This window comes from Mesorhizobium neociceri, assembly GCF_013520985.1.
Taxonomy (GTDB): Bacteria; Pseudomonadota; Alphaproteobacteria; order Rhizobiales; family Rhizobiaceae; genus Mesorhizobium; species Mesorhizobium neociceri.
The window spans coordinates 63,099-80,600 of record NZ_JACDTY010000006.1; the positions used below are offsets into that span (position 1 = coordinate 63,099).

Annotated in this window: 16 protein-coding genes and 1 tRNA gene; 5 read left to right on the plus strand and 12 right to left on the minus strand. The window is 63.2% G+C overall.

The window, feature by feature from the left end:
- Window positions 1–174: 174 nt before the first annotated feature.
- Window positions 175–2,880 carry a pyruvate, phosphate dikinase gene (gene ppdK, locus H0241_RS14165; protein WP_181058287.1) on the minus strand — a complete coding sequence of 902 codons (2,706 nt, stop codon included), beginning with the start codon at window positions 2,878–2,880 and terminating at the stop codon, window positions 175–177.
- 220 nt (window positions 2,881–3,100) lie between these two features.
- Here ppdK and H0241_RS14170 point away from each other — a divergent pair, with 220 nt between their 5' ends.
- On the plus strand, window positions 3,101–3,445 hold the full coding sequence (locus H0241_RS14170) for a VOC family protein (protein WP_181058288.1): 345 nt from the start codon (window positions 3,101–3,103) through the stop codon (window positions 3,443–3,445).
- Window positions 3,446–3,554: 109 nt separating this feature from the next.
- A tRNA-Gln gene (locus H0241_RS14175) sits at window positions 3,555–3,629 on the plus strand.
- Between the two features lie 117 nt (window positions 3,630–3,746).
- On the opposite strand, the gene H0241_RS14180 is transcribed toward H0241_RS14175, so the two are convergent.
- The 6 genes from H0241_RS14180 to H0241_RS14205 all read right to left on the minus strand — a co-directional run bounded on the left by H0241_RS14180 (window position 3,747) and on the right by H0241_RS14205 (window position 11,819).
- On the minus strand, window positions 3,747–4,055 hold the full coding sequence (locus tag H0241_RS14180; protein ID WP_181058289.1) for a hypothetical protein: 309 nt from the start codon (window positions 4,053–4,055) through the stop codon (window positions 3,747–3,749).
- Between the two features lie 940 nt (window positions 4,056–4,995).
- Window positions 4,996–5,607, minus strand: coding sequence for a hypothetical protein (locus tag H0241_RS14185; protein WP_181058290.1), 612 nt, complete (start codon window positions 5,605–5,607; stop codon window positions 4,996–4,998).
- Window positions 5,608–5,747: 140 nt separating this feature from the next.
- Window positions 5,748–6,731, minus strand: a complete 984-nt coding sequence (locus H0241_RS14190) for an NAD-dependent epimerase/dehydratase family protein (protein WP_181058291.1) — start codon at window positions 6,729–6,731, stop codon at window positions 5,748–5,750.
- 165 nt (window positions 6,732–6,896) lie between these two features.
- Complete coding sequence (smc, locus tag H0241_RS14195; protein ID WP_181058292.1) at window positions 6,897–10,355, minus strand: chromosome segregation protein SMC; 3,459 nt, start codon at window positions 10,353–10,355, stop codon at window positions 6,897–6,899.
- A gap of 69 nt (window positions 10,356–10,424) precedes the next feature.
- Window positions 10,425–11,156: a DsbA family protein gene (locus H0241_RS14200; RefSeq protein WP_181058293.1), complete on the minus strand. Its 732-nt coding sequence runs from the start codon at window positions 11,154–11,156 to the stop codon at window positions 10,425–10,427.
- Window positions 11,157–11,312: 156 nt separating this feature from the next.
- Complete coding sequence (locus tag H0241_RS14205; RefSeq protein WP_181058294.1) at window positions 11,313–11,819, minus strand: DUF721 domain-containing protein; 507 nt, start codon at window positions 11,817–11,819, stop codon at window positions 11,313–11,315.
- A 50-nt stretch (window positions 11,820–11,869) separates the two neighbouring features.
- Between H0241_RS14205 and mutY the strand changes: the two genes are divergently transcribed.
- Window positions 11,870–12,970, plus strand: coding sequence for an A/G-specific adenine glycosylase (gene mutY, locus H0241_RS14210; protein WP_181058295.1), 1,101 nt, complete (start codon window positions 11,870–11,872; stop codon window positions 12,968–12,970).
- Window positions 12,971–13,070: 100 nt separating this feature from the next.
- The gene (locus H0241_RS14215) at window positions 13,071–13,682 is read left to right on the plus strand and encodes an HAD family hydrolase (protein ID WP_181058296.1); all 612 of its coding nucleotides are present in this window, start codon (window positions 13,071–13,073) and stop codon (window positions 13,680–13,682) included.
- A gap of 222 nt (window positions 13,683–13,904) precedes the next feature.
- On the opposite strand, the gene H0241_RS14220 is transcribed toward H0241_RS14215, so the two are convergent.
- The gene (locus H0241_RS14220; protein WP_181058297.1) at window positions 13,905–15,038 is read right to left on the minus strand and encodes a site-specific DNA-methyltransferase; all 1,134 of its coding nucleotides are present in this window, start codon (window positions 15,036–15,038) and stop codon (window positions 13,905–13,907) included.
- A 191-nt stretch (window positions 15,039–15,229) separates the two neighbouring features.
- Here H0241_RS14220 and H0241_RS14225 point away from each other — a divergent pair, with 191 nt between their 5' ends.
- Window positions 15,230–15,916: an HAD family hydrolase gene (locus tag H0241_RS14225; protein WP_181058298.1), complete on the plus strand. Its 687-nt coding sequence runs from the start codon at window positions 15,230–15,232 to the stop codon at window positions 15,914–15,916.
- Between the two features lie 2 nt (window positions 15,917–15,918).
- On the opposite strand, the gene H0241_RS14230 is transcribed toward H0241_RS14225, so the two are convergent.
- Genes H0241_RS14230 through H0241_RS14245 form a run of 4 tightly spaced genes read right to left on the minus strand, consistent with a single transcriptional unit; the run spans window position 15,919 to window position 17,459 of the window.
- Window positions 15,919–16,356, minus strand: a complete 438-nt coding sequence (locus H0241_RS14230) for a DUF1801 domain-containing protein (RefSeq protein WP_181058299.1) — start codon at window positions 16,354–16,356, stop codon at window positions 15,919–15,921.
- Window positions 16,357–16,369: 13 nt separating this feature from the next.
- A complete protein-coding gene (locus H0241_RS14235; RefSeq protein ID WP_181058300.1) occupies window positions 16,370–16,819 on the minus strand; it encodes a DUF1801 domain-containing protein in 450 nt (149 codons plus the stop codon).
- Window positions 16,820–16,824: 5 nt separating this feature from the next.
- On the minus strand, window positions 16,825–17,046 hold the full coding sequence (locus H0241_RS14240; RefSeq protein WP_181058301.1) for a hypothetical protein: 222 nt from the start codon (window positions 17,044–17,046) through the stop codon (window positions 16,825–16,827).
- A 20-nt stretch (window positions 17,047–17,066) separates the two neighbouring features.
- The gene (locus H0241_RS14245) at window positions 17,067–17,459 is read right to left on the minus strand and encodes a VOC family protein (protein WP_181058302.1); all 393 of its coding nucleotides are present in this window, start codon (window positions 17,457–17,459) and stop codon (window positions 17,067–17,069) included.
- Window positions 17,460–17,502: the final 43 nt, after the last annotated feature.

Below are 17,502 nucleotides of genomic sequence, written 5' to 3' on the forward strand. Positions count from 1 at the left end.
TGTTTCTCGGCACCGGGCGGGTTGGGGGACCGCAAAGGTGGGTAGAAACGATGTCCGGATTGCGTGTTAAAGCGGGCAAATCAGCGTGAATTTCCATACAAATTCGTAAGCTTAGCGCCAAACGGCTACCCTCGAGGTGGCCGTCTGTGCGGCGCGGAAAGAACTATGTCGAAATCAGGATGCCGCGGCGCTCTTTTTGGGGCGCGGCACAGCTGCCTTGGCAATCTGCACCGCGGCCTGCGCGGCAGCCAATCTTGCGATCGGCACGCGATAGGGCGAGCACGAGACATAGTCGAGGCCGACCTCTTCGCAGAACCGGATCGAGGCTGGATCGCCGCCATGCTCGCCGCAAATGCCGAGCTTGATATCGGGCCGCGTCGCCCTGCCCTTTTCGGCAGCCATGCGCACCAGTTCGCCGACGCCTTCGATGTCGAGCGAGACGAACGGATCCTGCTCGATGATGCCCTTCTGGCGGTAGGTCTCGAGGAAGGAGCCCGCATCGTCGCGCGAGATGCCGAAGGTGGTCTGGGTGAGGTCGTTGGTGCCGAAGGAGAAGAATTCGGCCGACTCGGCGATGACGTGCGCCCGGATCGCCGCGCGCGGCAATTCGATCATCGTGCCGGTGAGGTACTCGATCTTGACGCCGGTCTCTTCCATCACGCTTTTGGCCACGGCATCGATGCGCGCCTTGACGTAGTCGAGTTCCTTCACCAGGCCGACCAGCGGCACCATGATTTCGGGAACCACCAGCGCGCCGGCCTTCTTGCCGGCCTCGACGGCGGCTTCGAAAATGGCGCGCGCCTGCATCTCGGCGATCTCGGGATAGGAGACGGCGAGACGGCAGCCGCGATGGCCGAGCATCGGGTTGAACTCGTGCAAAGCCTCGGTGCGCTGCCTGAGCTTGTCCGGCGAGACATTCATGGCAGCGGCGACTTCCGCCACCTCGGCTTCAGTCTTTGGCAGGAATTCGTGCAGCGGCGGGTCGAGCAGCCGGATCGTCACCGGCAGGCCGGCCATGATCTCGAACAGTTCGAGGAAATCCGAGCGCTGCATCGGCAAAAGCTTGGCGAGCGCGGTGCGGCGGTCCTTCTCGGTGTCGGCCAGGATCATCTCGCGCATGGCGACGATGCGCTCGCCGTCGAAGAACATGTGCTCGGTGCGGCAGAGCCCAATGCCTTCGGCGCCGAAGGAGCGCGCCATGCGCGCATCGAGCGGCGTCTCGGCATTGGTGCGCACCTTCATGCGGCGCGCGCCGTCGGCCCATTCCATGATGGCTGCGAAGTCGCCGGACAGTTCCGGCTGCAGCATCGACACGGCGCCCTTCAGCACCTGGCCGTTGCTGCCATCGATGGTAATGATGTCGCCCTTGCGGAAAGTCTGGCCCATCGACATCAGGGTGCCGGCCTTGTAGTCGACGCGCAGCGAGCCTGCGCCCGACACGCAAGGCTTGCCCATGCCGCGCGCCACTACGGCGGCGTGGCTGGTCATGCCGCCGCGCGTCGTCAGGATGCCTTCCGAAGCATGCATGCCGTGAATGTCTTCGGGGCTGGTTTCGATGCGCACCAGGATCGCCTTGCGTCCTTGTGTCTTTAGTTCTTCTGCATCGGCTGACGAGAAGACGATCTCGCCGGTGGCGGCACCGGGGGATGCCGGCAGGCCGACGCCGATGACGTCGCGCGGCGCCTTCGGATCGATGGTCGGGTGCAACAGCTGGTCGAGCGAGGCCGGATCGATGCGGGCGACCGCCTCTTCCGTGGTGATCAGCTTGTCGCGCGCCATTTCGACGGCGATCTTCAGTGCCGCCTTGGCGGTGCGCTTGCCGGAGCGCGTCTGCAGCATCCACAATTTGCCGCGCTCGATGGTGAATTCGAGATCCTGCATGTCGCGGTAATGCTGCTCCAGGCGGTCGGAGATGTCGACAAAGGAGCGGAACGCGTCCGGCATCAGCTTCTGCAGCGACGGCTTGTCGGAGCCGGCGGCGATGCGCGCCGCCTCGGTGATGTTCTGCGGCGTGCGGATACCGGCAACGACATCCTCGCCCTGCGCGTTCACCAGGAACTCGCCATAGAGCATCTTTTCGCCGGTCGAGGGATTGCGGGTGAAGGCAACGCCGGTGGCCGACGTCTCGCCCATATTGCCGAACACCATGGCCTGGACATTGACCGCCGTGCCCCAGCTTTCGGGGATGTCGTGCAGGCGCCGGTAGGTGATGGCGCGGTTGTTCATCCAGCTCGAAAACACCGCGCCGATCGCGCCCCAGAGCTGCTCGTGCGGGTCCTGCGGAAACGGCTTGTCGAGTTCCTCCTCGACCTTGGCCTTGTAGAGCGCAATGACCCCCTGCCATTCCTCAGATGTCAGCTCGGTGTCGAGTTCATAGCCGAGGCTCGCCTTCTGGTCCTCGAGGATCTCCTCGAACACTTCGTGGTCGAGGCCCATGACGACATCGGAATACATCTGGATGAAGCGGCGGTAGCTGTCATAGGCAAAGCGGGCATCGCCGGAATCGGTGGCCAGCGCTTCGACCGTCTCGTCGTTGAGGCCGAGATTGAGCACGGTGTCCATCATGCCCGGCATCGAGGCCCGCGCCCCGGAGCGGACCGAGACCAGCAGCAGTTTCAACGGATCGCCGAAACGGCGCCCGGTCAGCGCGCCAATATGGTCCAGCGCTTTCACCACATCGGCTTTCAGCTGGGACGGATAGCTGTTGCCATTGGCGTAATAGGCGTTGCAGACGTCGGTGGTGAGGGTGAAGCCCGGTGGCACCGGCAGGCCAAGGCTGCACATCTCGGCCAGATTGGCGCCCTTGCCACCGAGAAGATTGCGGTCGCCCGCACGTCCCTCCGCGGCGCCATCGCCGAAGGTGTAGACCCATTTGGTCATGCTCGCCCTCCAAGTCCTTGGAAGATAGACAACACACCGGGGCCAAGGCCCGGTTCCCCCGCATTCCGACCCGAGCGTTATTATGCTGCAGTGCGAAAGGCAAGGCATGGTCAGCCAAGGCCGGCCACTACAATCGATTAAGCAAAAGCTGCGTCAAAAAGACTTGCCGAGCAGGCGTCTCCGATATAGAACATAAAGGGAACAAGTTGGGAGTAGCATGATGAAACTCAACGGAAAACTCGACTATCTGGAATTGCCGGCGACCGGCGGGACGCTGGACAGCGTCAAGGCTTTCTACAGCGCGGCCTTCTCATGGTCGTTCACCGATTACGGGCCGACCTATTCGGCATTTGGCGAAGGGCTCGACGGCGGCTTCCAGGCCGATGGCTCGGAGGCGCCTGCCAAACCATTGCCGGTGCTTTATTCGCAGGATCTGGAAGCAACCCTGGACGCTGTCGAAAATGCCGGCGGCACGATCGTCAAGCCGATCTTCTCGTTCCCGGGCGGCAGGCGGTTCCACTTCACCGATCCGGCCGGCAATGAGCTGGCGGTCTGGGGCGAATAGCGGTCACCGTGCCAAGCGGTGGATCAGTTTTGCACAGTGAGCAACTCGGCATTGAGCTTTCGTGCCGCTCGTCCTATAAGGCCGCGCGCAGCGGGCAAAGCTCGCCTGCTGGGGCGTCGCCAAGTGGTAAGGCATCGGTTTTTGGTACCGACATTCCCAGGTTCGAATCCTGGCGCCCCAGCCAATTCACATACCTTTTTAAATCAATGATTTACAGATGCCATGAATGGCTGCCGTCAGGGGCTATCTTGAACCCCACGCGACCCGACTCCATCCACAGAGCCGGGCCGTGCGAAGAGGATCAGTAGTCGTTGTCGTCCTGGATGATAACGCGATGATGCCGATGGTACCGATGATACCAATGATGGCGACTCTCGATCGAGCCGGTCACGATAACGGTATCCGGACGATGATGTCTGCGGCCGTGGTCGTAAAAGGCAACCGTGCCGTGTCTACGGTGATGAAGTCGTTGACCCTGGTCATTGATGATCTTGACGTTCTTGTGATGATGTCGATGGTGGGTTGTGATGATTACGTCGGCTTCGGCTGCCGAAGCTATCGCCGGCATCGCGATGAACAGCGCCAAAGCGCTCACGATCATTGTTTTCATTGCGATATCTCCATCTGCTAATATCCCTTCGCGGGGATAACCGCGCCCCATCTCTTTGGTTCCGGGTGGCGTCGTCGGTTCACGCGGCGCGATCAGTGGCGAATGCTCCCGCGCAACACGGCATGGCATACGCCTTCAGGATTTCCGGGAAGACGACCAATCAGGCCGTCTCAGATTCCGTAAGAAAGTGCAAAGTAGACCACCGGTGCCAAGACCAGAAAAATCGCCATTGCGATAACCACTATGATTCCCAGGCGCTCTGTTCGCCTGACGAGGTCAGCGACCTTGTCGTCGTCAGCCGACGGTATGAGGTCGAGGACCGAAGAAACTTCCGGGGTATGGGTATGACTGTCATTGTCGTTTGCTGGCCGGGTTGCGCCTTCACGCACTGATCTCTGGACAAAGGTCACTGTTAGCCTCGCTATTGAAACGCACGCCGTTTGGGGTGAACGGAAATCGGGTGCCCGCTAGTCTCTGAGGAATGGCGGGCACCCGATTGGCCGCCGATGAAGGGACTCACACTCGGCAGCCCGGTCCTAATGTATTGGGAGGGCATAGGTTGCCGCCATCAGACCTATGGCTCTGGCACCAAGACTTCAGTCATACCCCGTTCGGACCTTAGTCCGCCGGCGTAGGTGATGGCGGCCATTTGTTTCGACGCAGAAAAATGCGGGAACGTTAGCAGGCTCTAACGAGTTCACTCCCAGCAACAGATTTCGGGAGAGATATTATGAACAACATAATTTGGCTCGTCGGAGCAGTCGTCATCGTGATTGCGATACTGAGCTTCCTTGGCTTCCGATGAACGTGGCGTCTGCCGGTCGGCGACAAACACGAAATCGTTCGCGACACTTTTTTGGGTTGATAAGTTTGGGCTGGGCGCCATGCGTCCCATCATATTTCAGCAACCGAAGTTGCGCGTTGACCCGACAAGCGGCCGTCAGTTCGTCTTGCGGCCAAAGGCACGGGCGGCGCGTCCAAACAGGCCGAGGCCCGCTTCAGTCGGTTTGGCTGGCGAAGCTTGCACCGTCGTCTTCTCGTGCGCGCGATGATTTCTGGGGTCGGAGGCCATGGCCATCACCGCTTTGTTGGCGTCGAATTTCGATGCGGGCCGGGCGTTGCTCATTCTTTGCCTGGTCAGATCCGAGCATGTCGGCTTGCCGTTTGCATCGAGAATCTCGCCCATGGTCAGCTTCCTGGTGAAGAGATGCAGGTCATACACGGCGTAGCGGACGGCTTCCGCGCTATAAGCGCCACTGGCGGCCTTGGCATGGATTTCCATCGATTTGGGGATCAGGAAATGCGCCTTGCCGGCATCCGCTTCACCTTCATAAGGCAGTGTGCTCCAGTCCGCCTTTATGAACGACGATCTGAAGTCGGCGGTCTCTTGCCAAAGCGCAACGGCGGTTGCCGGATCGACAAAAGCGGCGACGTAGTTGCCTTTCATGTTGTGGGCGATCCCCTGCCCGTCGAGCAGCTCCTTGCACTCCGGGACAAGCCAGGCGGCTTTCGGAAAGATCGACTGCATTTCGAAGTCGTAGTTCAGGTCCACCGCAAGCCTCCCCGCGCTGTCGCCTTAACGCAGCGTCAGTCTCGCAGCTTGCGCTTAAATTTCCCTCTCTTCGGCCGCGAAAATCCCACCGAATGGACGGCGGGCAACTTGATGTTCCCGCGACCTGCCATTCCCGGCAATCAGCTCTTTGCCGACTTCACCATCCATTCCGAGCGGTACCAGTCGACGAATTTCTTCAGGCCGTCCTCGATCGAGACGCTGGGCCTGAAACCGAAATCGCGTTCGAGCGCCGTCATGTCGGCATAGGTCTGCTCGACGTCGCTGGTCTGCATCGGTTCGCTGTTGCGGATGGCAGTGACGCCGAGCAGACGCTCCAGCGTGGCGATGAAATCGTTTAGCCGCTCGGGCCGGTTGTTGCCGACATTGTAGAGCCGGCATGGCGGCGCCTCGACCGGCGGCTTGTCGAGCACGGCGACAATGGCGCGCACCACGTCGTCTATGTAGGTGAAATCGCGCCACATCTCGCCATCGTTGAAGACCCGGATCGGTCTGCCCTCCAGCATTGCCTGGGTGAACAGCCAGTAGGCCATGTCGGGCCGGCCCCAGGGACCGTAGACGGTGAAGAAGCGAAGGCCGGTCTGCGGCAGGCCGAAGAGATGGGCGTAGGTGTGGCTCATCAACTCGTCGGCCTTCTTGGTGGCGGCGTAGAGCGAGACCGGTCTGTCGACCTGATCGGTCTCGGCAAACGGCACCTTGCGGTTGCCGCCATAGACCGAACTCGACGAGGCATAGACCAGATGCTCGAAGCCGGCTGTTGCACGGCAGAATTCGAGCACTTCGAGATGACCGACGACGTTGGAACGGACATAGAGCCGGGGATTGTCGAGCGAATGGCGCACGCCCGCTTGTGCTGCCAGATGCACGACCTTGACGATGCCTTGTCCGGCCAGCGCATCAGCGAGCGCTCCGGGCTCGGCGATGTCGAGCTGGTGAAAGGAAAAGTCCTTGTGCGGCTTGAGGCGGGCGAGCCGACCCTCCTTCAGCGCCAGGTCGTAATAGTCGTTCATATTGTCGACGCCGACGACCGCCTCGCCGCGGTTCAGCAGATGATGGCAGACATGGCTTCCGATGAACCCCGCGGCTCCGGTGACGAGTACAGGCAACAACGTTCTCCAGGCACATGACCAAGCCAGCCATCAGGGGCGATTGGCTGCATTCCATTGCTGATATAATCGAAAGCCGAAATTGAGGCCACTGGCGACTAAATCAGTAGAGCATGATGTCGTCCGAAAACGGCTTCACACTTTTCGGCATCATGCTCTGACGCGTCAGCTCGCCTCGCGCATCGCCTCGGCGGCCTGCAGGTCGACCGAGACCAGTTGGCTGACGCCCTGCTCGGCCATGGTCACGCCGAACAGGCGGTTCATGCGCGCCATGGTGATCGGGTTGTGGGTGATGATAACGAAGCGCGTCTCGGTGGTGGCGGCCATTTCGTCCATGAGGTTGCAGAAGCGCTCGACATTGTGATCGTCGAGCGGCGCGTCGACTTCGTCGAGCACGCAGATCGGCGCCGGATTGGTCAGGAACACGGCAAAGATCAGCGACATCGCCGTCAGCGCCTGCTCGCCGCCGGACAGCAGCGTCATGGTCTGCGGCTTCTTGCCGGGCGGACGTGCGAGGATTTCGAGCCCGGCTTCAAGCGGGTCGTCGGATTCGATCAGCTGCAGCTCCGCCGTGCCGCCGCCGAACAGATGCGAGAACAGCCGCTGGAAATGGCCGTTGACGACATCGAAGGCGGCGAGCAGCCGCTCGCGGCCCTCGCGGTTCAGGCTCTGGATGGCTTGCCTGAGCTTGCGGATCGCCTCGATGATGTCCTCGCGCTCGGAAACGATGGTCTCCAGCCGGTCGGACAGTTCCTTCTGCTCTTCCTCGGCACGCAGGTTGACGGCGCCGAGCCGCTCGCGCTCGACCTTCAGCCGGTCGAGCTGACGTTCGATCTCGGCCATTTCCGGCATCGGGCTGTCGGCTTCCAGGCCGGTGTGGCGGATGACCAGATGCGGCGGCGTGTTCAGCGTTTCCTGGATGCGCGCCTCGACCTCCAGCCGGCGTTCGTCGGCAGCGGTCAGCCGCTCCTCGGCGCGGACGCGGGTTTCGCGGGAATCGGCCAGCGACTGGATCGCCGCGGTGGCCGCCTTGTCCAGCTCGGCCTGCTTGTTCTCGGCTTCCTGCAATCGGTCGGCCGCCGCCTTGCGTAGGGTCTCGGCCTCGGTCAACTGCGACAGCAGCGCGCGCCGCCTGGCGTCGATTTCGTCGGGAGCGTCGGCCAGCGTCTCGCGCTCGGCCTCGGCTTCGGCCCTGCGCTCGCCGAGCGAGGCGATCTGCGTCGAAGCATTTTCGGCCCGCTGCAGCCAGTTGCTGCGCTCGGCGCCGATGGCATCAAGCCGGCGCGCGCGCGCCTCGGCCTCGCGCCTCAGACCCTCATGGACGGCGCGCGCGTCGGCAAGGGTTGCGCGGTCCCTGCCGACATTGGCGGCGGATTGTTCGAGCTGCAATTGCAGGTCGCCGAGATCGGGCGCGTCTTGCAGCAGCATTTCGGCCTCGGCAAAGGCGGCGGCCGTCTCTTCATGGCTGTCGACGATGCGCGCACGCGCCTCGTCCAGAGCGGCGCGGCGGCTCGCCAACTCGCCGCCGGCCTTTTCGGCTTCGGCCAGCGCGTTGCGGGCGGCGTCCAGCCCGTGCTGGGCATCGCGGCCGGCCTGGCGGGCGTTGCGCTCGGCCTCGCTTGCCTGGCGCAGCGCCTGTTCCGCCTGGGCAAGGGCGGCTTCCGCCTCGCGCACGATCTGCGTCGCCTGCACCGCCTCGGCATCGAGCTCGGCCAGCCGGTTCTTCTGCGCCAGCCTTTGCGCGGCCGCGGTCGGTGCATCGGCGCTGGCGGTCAGTCCATCCCAGCGCCACAGCGCGCCATCGCGGCTGACCAGCCGCTGGCCGGGCGCAAGCAGGGCCTGCAACTTACGGCCGTCGCCGGCTTCGACAATACCGATCTGCGCCAGCCTGCGGGCAAGCTGCGAAGGCGCGCGCACGACACTGGCGAGGCTCTTGATGCCTTCCGGCAAAGCCGCATCGCCAGCCTGGACTTGGCTTTCGCCCCAATGCACCGGCGCGCTGCGGTCGAGCGGCACGTCGAGATCCTCGCCAAGGGCAGCACCTAGCGCCGTCTCATAGCCGCGCTCCACGCTGAGCTGTTCCAGCACCGATGGGAAAAGATCGCCGCTGGCGGCATTCAGGATCTTGGCCAGCGTGCGCGCTTCGGTCTCGATCCCAGCGAGTTCCGCCCTGGCGTCCTGCAGCGGCGGACGGGCGGCACTTTCAGCCGCGCGCGCCTCGGCAACCGCCTGTTCGGCAGCAATGGCGCCGGCCTCGGTTTCCTCCAGCCGGACGAGCGCGTCCTCAACCAGGGCACGCTTCTCGGCGGGATCGGGCAAGCCCGCGACCTTGGACATGATCTCCGACAGTTCGCGGTCGACGTCGGCCAATTGGCGGGCAAAACGGTCGCGGCGTTCGGCGGTCTCGCGCAGCGTGCGCTCGATCTGGTTGCGCGAGGCGGCGGCTTCGGCCCGTTCGGCGGTCAGCGCGGCGAGCCTGGCTTCACTCTGGGCGAGCGTGGCGCCGGCCTGCTCGAAAGCGGCCCGCGTGGTCGCTTCGCGTTCGGCGGCACCGGCATTTTCGGAATTGAGCGTGGCCTCTTCCTCGCGCAGGCGCTCAAGGATGTCGGCATTGTCGCGCACCATGCGCTCTTCGCGGGCGATGTCGCCATCGAGTTGCTGCAGCCGGCGCTCCAGCTCGGCCTGGCGGGCGCGAATACGGCCGGCCTCCTCCTCGATCTGCGCCTTGGCGATCGACAGCCGCTGGAAAGCGGCAGCGGCGGCGGCTTCAGCATCGCGCAGATCCGGCAGCCGGTGGGCGCCGATGCCTTGCTCCCTGGCGGCGTTCATCTGGGCCGAGGCGCGATCACCAACCAGAGCGGTCGCAACCGCCAGCGCCGAGCGCGCCTCGCCTTCCTGGGTCTTGGCCAGCGTCCAGCGCAGATGCAGCAGCGTGGCTTCAGCCTTGCGGATATCGGCCGACAGGTTCTTGAAGCGCGAGGCCTGGCGCGCCTGACGCTTCAGGCTTTCGATCTGGCTCTCCAGTTCGCCGACGACGTCGTCGAGCCGCTCCAGATTCTGCTCAGCCGCCTTCAGCCGAAGCTCGGCTTCGTGCCGGCGCGTGTGCAGGCCGGAAATGCCGGCGGCTTCTTCGAGCAGCGCGCGGCGCGCCTGAGGCTTGGCCTGAATGAGTTCGCCGATGCGGCCCTGGCCGACCATCGAGGGCGAGCGCGCGCCGGTCGACTGGTCGGCGAACAGAAGCTGCACGTCCTTGGCGCGGGCTTCCTTGCCGTTGATGCGGTAGAGCGAACCCGCCTCGCGCTCGATGCGGCGCGACACCTGCAATTCGTCGGCATCGTTGAAGGCGGCTGGCGCGGTGCGGTCGCTATTGTCGAGGAACAGCGTGACTTCGGCGGTGTTGCGGGCGGGCCGCGTTCCCGAACCGGAAAAGATCACGTCGTCCATGCCGGACGCGCGCATGTTTTTGTAGGAGCTTTCGCCCATCACCCAGCGCATCGCCTCGACGAGGTTCGACTTGCCGCAACCATTCGGCCCGACAATACCGGTCAGGCCGCGTTCGATGACGAACTCGCCCGGTTCGACGAAGGACTTGAAGCCGAGGAGGCGAAGGCGCGAAAACTTCATTCGCGCCTGCCTGGAAGACACAGAGGTGCGTAGACGCCAAAGCGCAGTCGCTCCGACGTCGCCTGGACGTCAGAGCAGAGGGTCGATGATGGCCGACATTTCCTCAATCGACATCGCACCTTTGTAGGTCTTTCCGTTGATGAAGAAGGTCGGCGTCGAGTCGACCTTGAATTCATCGGCGCCGCGCTTCTGGACCGATCTCACATCGTCCAGAAGTTTCTGGTCCGTCAAGCAGGCCTCGAAGGACTCCTGTGTAAAACCGGCGAGCTTGGAGATCTGCAGCAGGGCATCCTTGGTATTGTTGACGCCGACCCAGTTGGGCTGCTGCTTGAACAGCACGTCGACCATCGGGAAATAATTGTCCTTTGAACAGCGCGCCAGCATGAAACCGGCCTCGGCGCTCGGATCGAACGGGAATTCGCGCAGGATGTAACGCGCCTTGCCGGTGTCGATGTATTTGGTCTTCAACTCAGGGAAGGTGGTCGCGGCGAAATGCGCGCAATGCGGGCAGGTCATCGAGGCATATTCGACGATGGTGACCTTGGCGTCGTCCTTGCCGAGCTGCTTGTCGGGCAGAGCGCCGGGCTTCAGCAATTCCGCCATGTTGACGTCGCCCGTCGAGTCCGGCGCCTTGGCGGCGGCCGGCGTGGCAGGCGTCGCAGCAGGCACGGCTGGCGCCGCAGGCTTCACGTCCGCCGCCTTGGTGTCCTCGCCGGAATCGCTGCATGCGGCGAGCAGTGCCACTGCCGGAATAGCTGCCAGCGACGACAGGAGGTTTCTGCGGGACAAGCTACGGTTCATGCGAATCACCTGACAATGGTTGGATTTTGCAATGCAAAGGCTAGAAAAGGCGAGAGTTGGCGGGAATTAAGGCATCGCTGTCCCCATTCCAATCGCCTAACTCTATATGCATCATCACGAATGCGCGAGATTGGTGACGGGTTCATGACCGGCCGACTACCCTGGCCGCTTCCGCTCGCCGAGAATGGTGGCGCCGAGCCGCTCGAGCGAGGCGCGCAGGCCCTCATCCTCGATCTTGCCCACGGTATCGGACAATTTGGCCTTTTCGACAGCCGTCAGCGGCCTGGGAGCCGGTTTCGGCCGGGCTTTCTCTGACAGCACCGGCTTCTGCACGATCCTGATGCGGCCGATTGCGTTGAAGCCAAGGAAAGAATTGACGCGGTTGATGATTTCGCCCGTCTCGTGCTGCAAATGAAGCGCCGCCATGCCTTCGCAGGCGATGACCAGCGTCGCCGGCTCGAACGGGTCGTCCTCATGCATACGGCGCGGCCACTGGATTTTTTCCGGCCGTGAATGGTGGGCAAGACGCGGCCCGGCAATCTCTTCCCATGACTGCACCAGCCCGATCGAAATGCCCGCCCGCTTGCGCAGCACCGGATCGAGGATCTGGGTCGCGAGATCGCTCACCGGAACGGGATTGCCGTAAGGCGTTCTCCCTGCCATGTACGTCCTCCAGCCACGCTCCACACCAGCCTAGAGCCAGCCCGCGATCAATGGCACTGCACGAACAGACCCGCAAGGCCGCATCCGAAGACAGCGCTTCCCGCCTGCTTGCCTGGTACGACGCGCACCACCGCGAGTTGCCGTGGCGGATCACGCCGCGCGCGGCTGCCGGCGGCGCACGGCCGGATCCCTACCGCATCTGGCTGTCGGAAGTGATGCTGCAGCAGACCACGGTCGAAGCGGTAAAATCCTATTTTCGCGCTTTCGTCGGGAAATGGCCCGATGTGAAGGCGCTGGCTGCGGCGCCGACCGAGGATGTGATGAAAGCCTGGGCCGGGCTCGGCTACTATTCGCGGGCGCGAAACCTCAAGGCCTGCGCCGATCTCGTTGCGAGCCAAGGCGGGCGCTTTCCCGACAATGAAGGGGGATTGAGGGAATTGCCGGGCATCGGCGCCTATACGGCGGCGGCGATCGCGGCAATCGCCTTCGACCGCCCGGCGGCGGTCGTCGACGGCAATGTCGAACGTGTCATCACGCGGCTCTATTCGATCGCAACGCCGCTCAGCGAGGCCAAGCCTGAAATTCGCGCGCTGGTCGAAAGACTGGTTCCGCGGACAAGGCCGGGCGACCTTGCCCAGGCGATGATGGATTTAGGCGCCACGATCTGCACGCCAAAGCGGCCGCGCTGCATGCTGTGCCCGGTGCGCGAGGATTGCAGCGCCATTCTCTCGGGCGACCCCGAGCGTTTTCCGGTCCGCTTGCCCAGGGCCGACAAGCCATTGCGGCGCGGCGCTGCCTTTGTGGCCGAGCGCGCCGATGGCGCCCTCCTGTTGCGCAAGCGACCCGACAAAGGCCTGCTCGGTGGCATGACCGAAGTGCCGACCACCGGCTGGACTGCACGGATCGACGGCGCGACGACTGCGGACGCGGCGCCCTTTCCTGCCGACTGGCGGCGCACCGGCCAGATCGCGCATGTCTTCACCCATTTCGCGCTCGAACTCGACGTCTTTCATGCGCAGGTGAAAAGTGATGCGCCGGAAGGGCATTTCTGGTCGCTGGCCCATGACATTTCCGGGGAAGCGCTGCCAACCGTCATGAAAAAGGTAATCGAAGCGGCGATACCGGGCGCGACCAAAGCGCGTCCTAAATGACGCGCTTTGGATTCATTGTTTTATGCATGTCGTCCTCCCAAAACCGCTGCACACTTTTGGGCGACATGCAGCAAGCAGCGTCCGCATTGAAGGGATAAAAATGACTGAAATCCGCCACATCGTGTTCGACATCGGCCGCGTGCTGATCCACTACGATCCGAACATTCCGTTCAGCCGCCTCATTCCCGATGCGCAGGAGCGCAAGTGGTTCTTCGACAACGTCTGCACGCATGACTGGAACATCGAGCAGGACCGTGGCCGGACGTGGGAAGAGGCGGAAGCACTGCTGATTGCCGAGTATCCCGATCACGCTGAAAACATTCGCAATTTCCGCCGCCACTGGCACGAGATGGTGCCGCATGCCTATGAGGACAGCGTCGCCATCATGCTAGGCCTGATCGAGAGCGGCCACGACGTGACGATGCTGACCAACTTCGCCGCCGACACGCTTGCCGAGGCGCGGCAGCGCTTCGACTTCCTCAGCCGACCGCGCGGCGTGACGGTGTCGGCCGACATCCGCCAGATCAAACCGGACCGCGCCATCTACGATCACCACGTCGCCGCGTTCGGGCTCGAACCATCGGCCACATTGTTCATCGACGACAGCCCCAAGAATGTCGACGGCGCCAAGGCCGCCGGCTGGCACGCAGTGCTGTTCACCGACGCAAAAACGCTGCGGGCGGATCTTGAGCGATATGGCATCGCGGTGTGAACCGCGCAGAGGGCGGGAGGTAGCGCTCTACGGCGCCCCCCCTCTGGCCTGCCGGCCATCTCCCCCTCAAGGGGGGAGATCAGCAGCCTCTGCAGCCGCTCTCACCTTGCAACGTCAAAAATTGGCGAAAGCAATGATGACAGCTGATCTCCCCCCTTGAGGGGGAGATGCCCGGCAGGGCAGAGGGGGGCGCCGTAGAGCGCCGACTTTCACACCCTGGACTCAGGCCCCTGCCCGCTCCATGCCAAGCCTGGCGATGCGGCGCAGTTCGTCGATCGGGGTCAGGCCGCCGCTGCGCTCATAGTGCCAGAAGGTCCAGCCGTTGCAGGCGTCCAGCCCCTGCACTTCGGCGCCGATCTTGTGGATCGAACCGGCGCTGTCGCCGATCGCCACCGTGCCGTCGGCGCGCACCTTGGCTGACCAGCGTTTCTTGGCGTCGTAAAGCGTGGCGCCGGGCTGCATCAACCCGGTGTCGAGAAGGCTGACAAAGGCGACGCGCGGCTCAGCACGCTTGCCGGTGAGCACGGTGAGATCGGCGCTTTCCAGCGGCCGCACGGCGTCGATGCGCTCATTGGCGGCGTCGATATAGGCCTGCTCGCGCTCAATGCCGACGAAATGGCGGCCGAGGCGCTTGGCGACGGCGCCGGTGGTGCCGGAACCGAAGAACGGGTCGAGCACGATGTCGCCCGGCTTGGTCGAGGCCATCATGATGCGGGCGAGCAGAGCTTCCGGCTTCTGCGTCGGATGCAGCTTGTCGCCATTGTCGTTCTTCAGCCGCTCGCCGCCGGTGCAGATCGGAAACAGCCAGTCGGAGCGCATCTGGATGTCGTCGTTGGAGGCCTTCATCGCTTCGTAGTTGAAGGTGTAGCCCTTGCCCTTCTGATCGCGCGAGGCCCAGATCATCGTCTCATGCGCATTCTGGAAACGACGGCCGCGGAAATTCGGCATCGGATTGGTCTTGCGCCAGACGACATCGTTGAGGATCCAGAAGCCGAGATCCTGCATCTTGGCGCCGACCCGGAAAATGTTGTGGTAGGAGCCGATGACCCAGATGGTGCCATTGGGCTTCAGCACGCGGCGCGCCGCCAAGAGCCAGGCGCGGGTGAAGGCGTCATAGGCCTCGAAGCTCTCGAACTGGTCCCAGTCATCGTCGACGGCATCGACCTTGGACTGGTCGGGCCGGTGCAGGTCGCCGTCGAGCTGCAGATTGTAGGGCGGATCGGCGAAGATGATGTCGATGGATTTTTCCGGCAGCCGGTCGAGTGCGGCAACGCAATCGCCCTTGAGGATCGTGTCCAGCCATTCGGATTGCTGGGGGGCGTGGGAGAGGTCGTCGAGAAGACGCACGGCAGACATGTTTACACCCAAAGCACGCGTTACTGTTTACTCCCCGTTATGGTTACCGATCAGCGTAAATATTCCGTGAAGGTCGCAATCGAGTCGCCAGGTCCGGCCCGGTTCATTTGCGAAGCCCGGCCTGTTGGTGTATGCCGCGCCGCCTGAGCCCCTGTCAGGCTTGCCCCGCCCTCACCCAGTTCCGGATTGCCATGCCCCAGCCAGATCTTGTCATCTTCGATTGCGACGGCGTGCTCGTCGATTCCGAAATCATCGCCGCGCGCGTCGAAGCCGAATTGCTGACGCTCGCCGGCTTCGAAATATCGGCTGAGGAGATCGCGGAAAGCTATGCCGGGCTGACCTTCAAGGACATCATGATGCGGGTCGAGGAAAAATCCGCGATCCCGTTCCAGGCCTCGATGATCGACCGCGCCGAAGAGCTGGTCGACCGCAAATTGCGCAGCGATGTGCGCGCCATCGATGGTGCGCGCGAGGCGGTGGCCGCGGTGACGGCGCCGCGCTGCGTCTGCTCCAATTCACGCTCCGAGCGGATCGAATTCATGCTGGAAAAGGTTGGCCTGCTGCCGTTCTTCGCCGGCCGGATTTTTTCGGCGCTGGAGATCCCAAGCAAGAAGACCAAGCCGGCCCCGGACGTGTTCCTGTTCGCGGCGGAGAAACTCAACGCCAACCCGGCAAACACCTTCGTCATCGAAGATTCGGTGCATGGCGTCGCCGGCGCCAGGGCTGCCGGCATGCGCGTGATCGGCTTCACCGGCGCCGCGCACAGTTATCCCGGCCATGCCGATGCATTGACCGAGGCCGGCGCCGAAACGGTCATCCGCCGCTGGGCCGAACTGAAAAGCGTGATTGCCGCTTTGTCGGAGTGGTCGGACGCCTGACCTTACTCCTTGGCTTTGGCCGGCTTGGCGCGAGTCGGTTTCTTCTTCGCCTGGTTATAGGCGATGGCGGCGCGGACGAGCGCCTTCAGCGCGTCCGCATCGATCTCCTCGCCCTCGGAAACATCGATGGCGCGCCACACCTTGCCGCCAAAGCCGTTGTTGAACAGCTTGTCGGGGTCCGGCAGGCTGGCGCCGTGCGAAAAGGTCAGCTTCACCTTGTCCTTGTGGGCGTTGCCGACCGCGATCATGCCGTCGAGCGACCACACCGGGCTGCCCATCCACTTCCACTCCTCAACGATTTCCGGATCGGCGTCGAGGATGGTCTTGCGCAGGCTGGCCAGCATTTTCCCTCGCCAGTCATCCAGCTCCCGGATTCGGGCATCTATCCGCTCGGAGGGAGAGGGTCCTGCCTCTGACTTGTTCGCACCGCTGGTCTTCATGGTCTGCCTCCGTTCACATCTTCTCGCCGGGCAGTTTACTGGCCTGCTTCACCCAGGCGATAAAGCGGGCTTCGTCGATCTCCTCGCCTTCATGAATGTCGAGATAGCGCACGTCCTTTTGCCTGGAACCACCGGGAGGGACGGGATCCAGCGAGGCGCCGCGGAAGAAGGCGACCTTGACGTAGTTGGTGAAGCAATGAAGGCTGAGGAACCAGCCCTCGCCTTCGATGCCATAGAGCGGCGAGTTCCATTTGACGGCCTTGTAGACACCGGGGACGGTGTCGGTGATGAGCGCGTCGAGAAGGCGCCCAACATCGCTCTTCCAGTCCGGCATGGCCGCGATATAGGCCTGCACCGGGCCATCTCCATAGCCCTTGGCGATCTGCGGGTTGCCGCCTGAAAGCAGGGTCGGCTTGTCTGTCACCGGCTTGGCCGCCTTCGATTGCCCGGGCGCCTTGGCCATCGTCCCTACCCTTGCGCGCGCTGCTCGCCGCGCGGCCGGGCTACATAGGGCAGCACGAACATGTAGAGGCCGCTGAACAGCAGCAGGAAGAGCGGCAGCAGCGGCGAATAGACCACCCATGCCGGAGGCTCACCGAATGCCATAGTGGCGAAATTGGCGATGACGGTCGCCGAAAAGATGATCGACAGCCAACGGTGGGTTTGGCGTATCCATTTGCTCCAGTTCATTGCCACCTCCTCTTGAGCGCTTACCAGCGTGCCAGCTGGGTGATCTGGATGAGATTGCCGCAGCTGTCGTTGAGCTGTGCGATGGTCGAGCCGGTCACTTCGGTCGGCGCCATGGCGAACGAACCACCGCGCCCCTTGATACGCTCATAGTCGCTCTTGACGTCGTCGGTAAACAGCATGAGCGCTGGCTGGCCCTGCTTGAAGATGGCCTGCTGGTACGCCTTGGCCGCCGGGTTGTCGTTGAGCGCGAGCTGCAATTCGGTGCCGTCGGGCTCGTCGGGTGAGGTTACGGTCAGCCAGCGAAAAGGCCCATTACTGAAGTCGGCCTTCACGGCAAAGCCCAGCACGTCGGTGTAAAAACGCAGTGCGTTGTCCTGGTTGTCCACATAGACGCTGGTCAGCTTGATCTTCATTGATTTCTCCTTCGTGGTCGGTGGCCCCGCGATCAGGGCATGG

What these genes read in the sequence shown, in the direction of transcription:
- ppdK (WP_181058287.1), bottom strand. Translation starts at nt 2,880, where the DNA reads ATGACCAAATGGGTCTACACCTTCGGCGATGGCGCCGCGGAGGGACGT.
- H0241_RS14170 (WP_181058288.1), top strand. Translation starts at nt 3,101, where the DNA reads ATGAAACTCAACGGAAAACTCGACTATCTGGAATTGCCGGCGACCGGC.
- H0241_RS14180 (WP_181058289.1), bottom strand. Translation starts at nt 4,055, where the DNA reads ATGAAAACAATGATCGTGAGCGCTTTGGCGCTGTTCATCGCGATGCCG.
- smc (WP_181058292.1), bottom strand. Translation starts at nt 10,355, where the DNA reads ATGAAGTTTTCGCGCCTTCGCCTCCTCGGCTTCAAGTCCTTCGTCGAA.
- H0241_RS14200 (WP_181058293.1), bottom strand. Translation starts at nt 11,156, where the DNA reads ATGAACCGTAGCTTGTCCCGCAGAAACCTCCTGTCGTCGCTGGCAGCT.
- H0241_RS14205 (WP_181058294.1), bottom strand. Translation starts at nt 11,819, where the DNA reads ATGGCAGGGAGAACGCCTTACGGCAATCCCGTTCCGGTGAGCGATCTC.
- mutY (WP_181058295.1), top strand. Translation starts at nt 11,870, where the DNA reads ATGGCACTGCACGAACAGACCCGCAAGGCCGCATCCGAAGACAGCGCT.
- H0241_RS14215 (WP_181058296.1), top strand. Translation starts at nt 13,071, where the DNA reads ATGACTGAAATCCGCCACATCGTGTTCGACATCGGCCGCGTGCTGATC.
- H0241_RS14220 (WP_181058297.1), bottom strand. Translation starts at nt 15,038, where the DNA reads ATGTCTGCCGTGCGTCTTCTCGACGACCTCTCCCACGCCCCCCAGCAA.
- H0241_RS14225 (WP_181058298.1), top strand. Translation starts at nt 15,230, where the DNA reads ATGCCCCAGCCAGATCTTGTCATCTTCGATTGCGACGGCGTGCTCGTC.
- H0241_RS14230 (WP_181058299.1), bottom strand. Translation starts at nt 16,356, where the DNA reads ATGAAGACCAGCGGTGCGAACAAGTCAGAGGCAGGACCCTCTCCCTCC.
- H0241_RS14235 (WP_181058300.1), bottom strand. Translation starts at nt 16,819, where the DNA reads ATGGCCAAGGCGCCCGGGCAATCGAAGGCGGCCAAGCCGGTGACAGAC.
- H0241_RS14240 (WP_181058301.1), bottom strand. Translation starts at nt 17,046, where the DNA reads ATGAACTGGAGCAAATGGATACGCCAAACCCACCGTTGGCTGTCGATC.
- H0241_RS14245 (WP_181058302.1), bottom strand. Translation starts at nt 17,459, where the DNA reads ATGAAGATCAAGCTGACCAGCGTCTATGTGGACAACCAGGACAACGCA.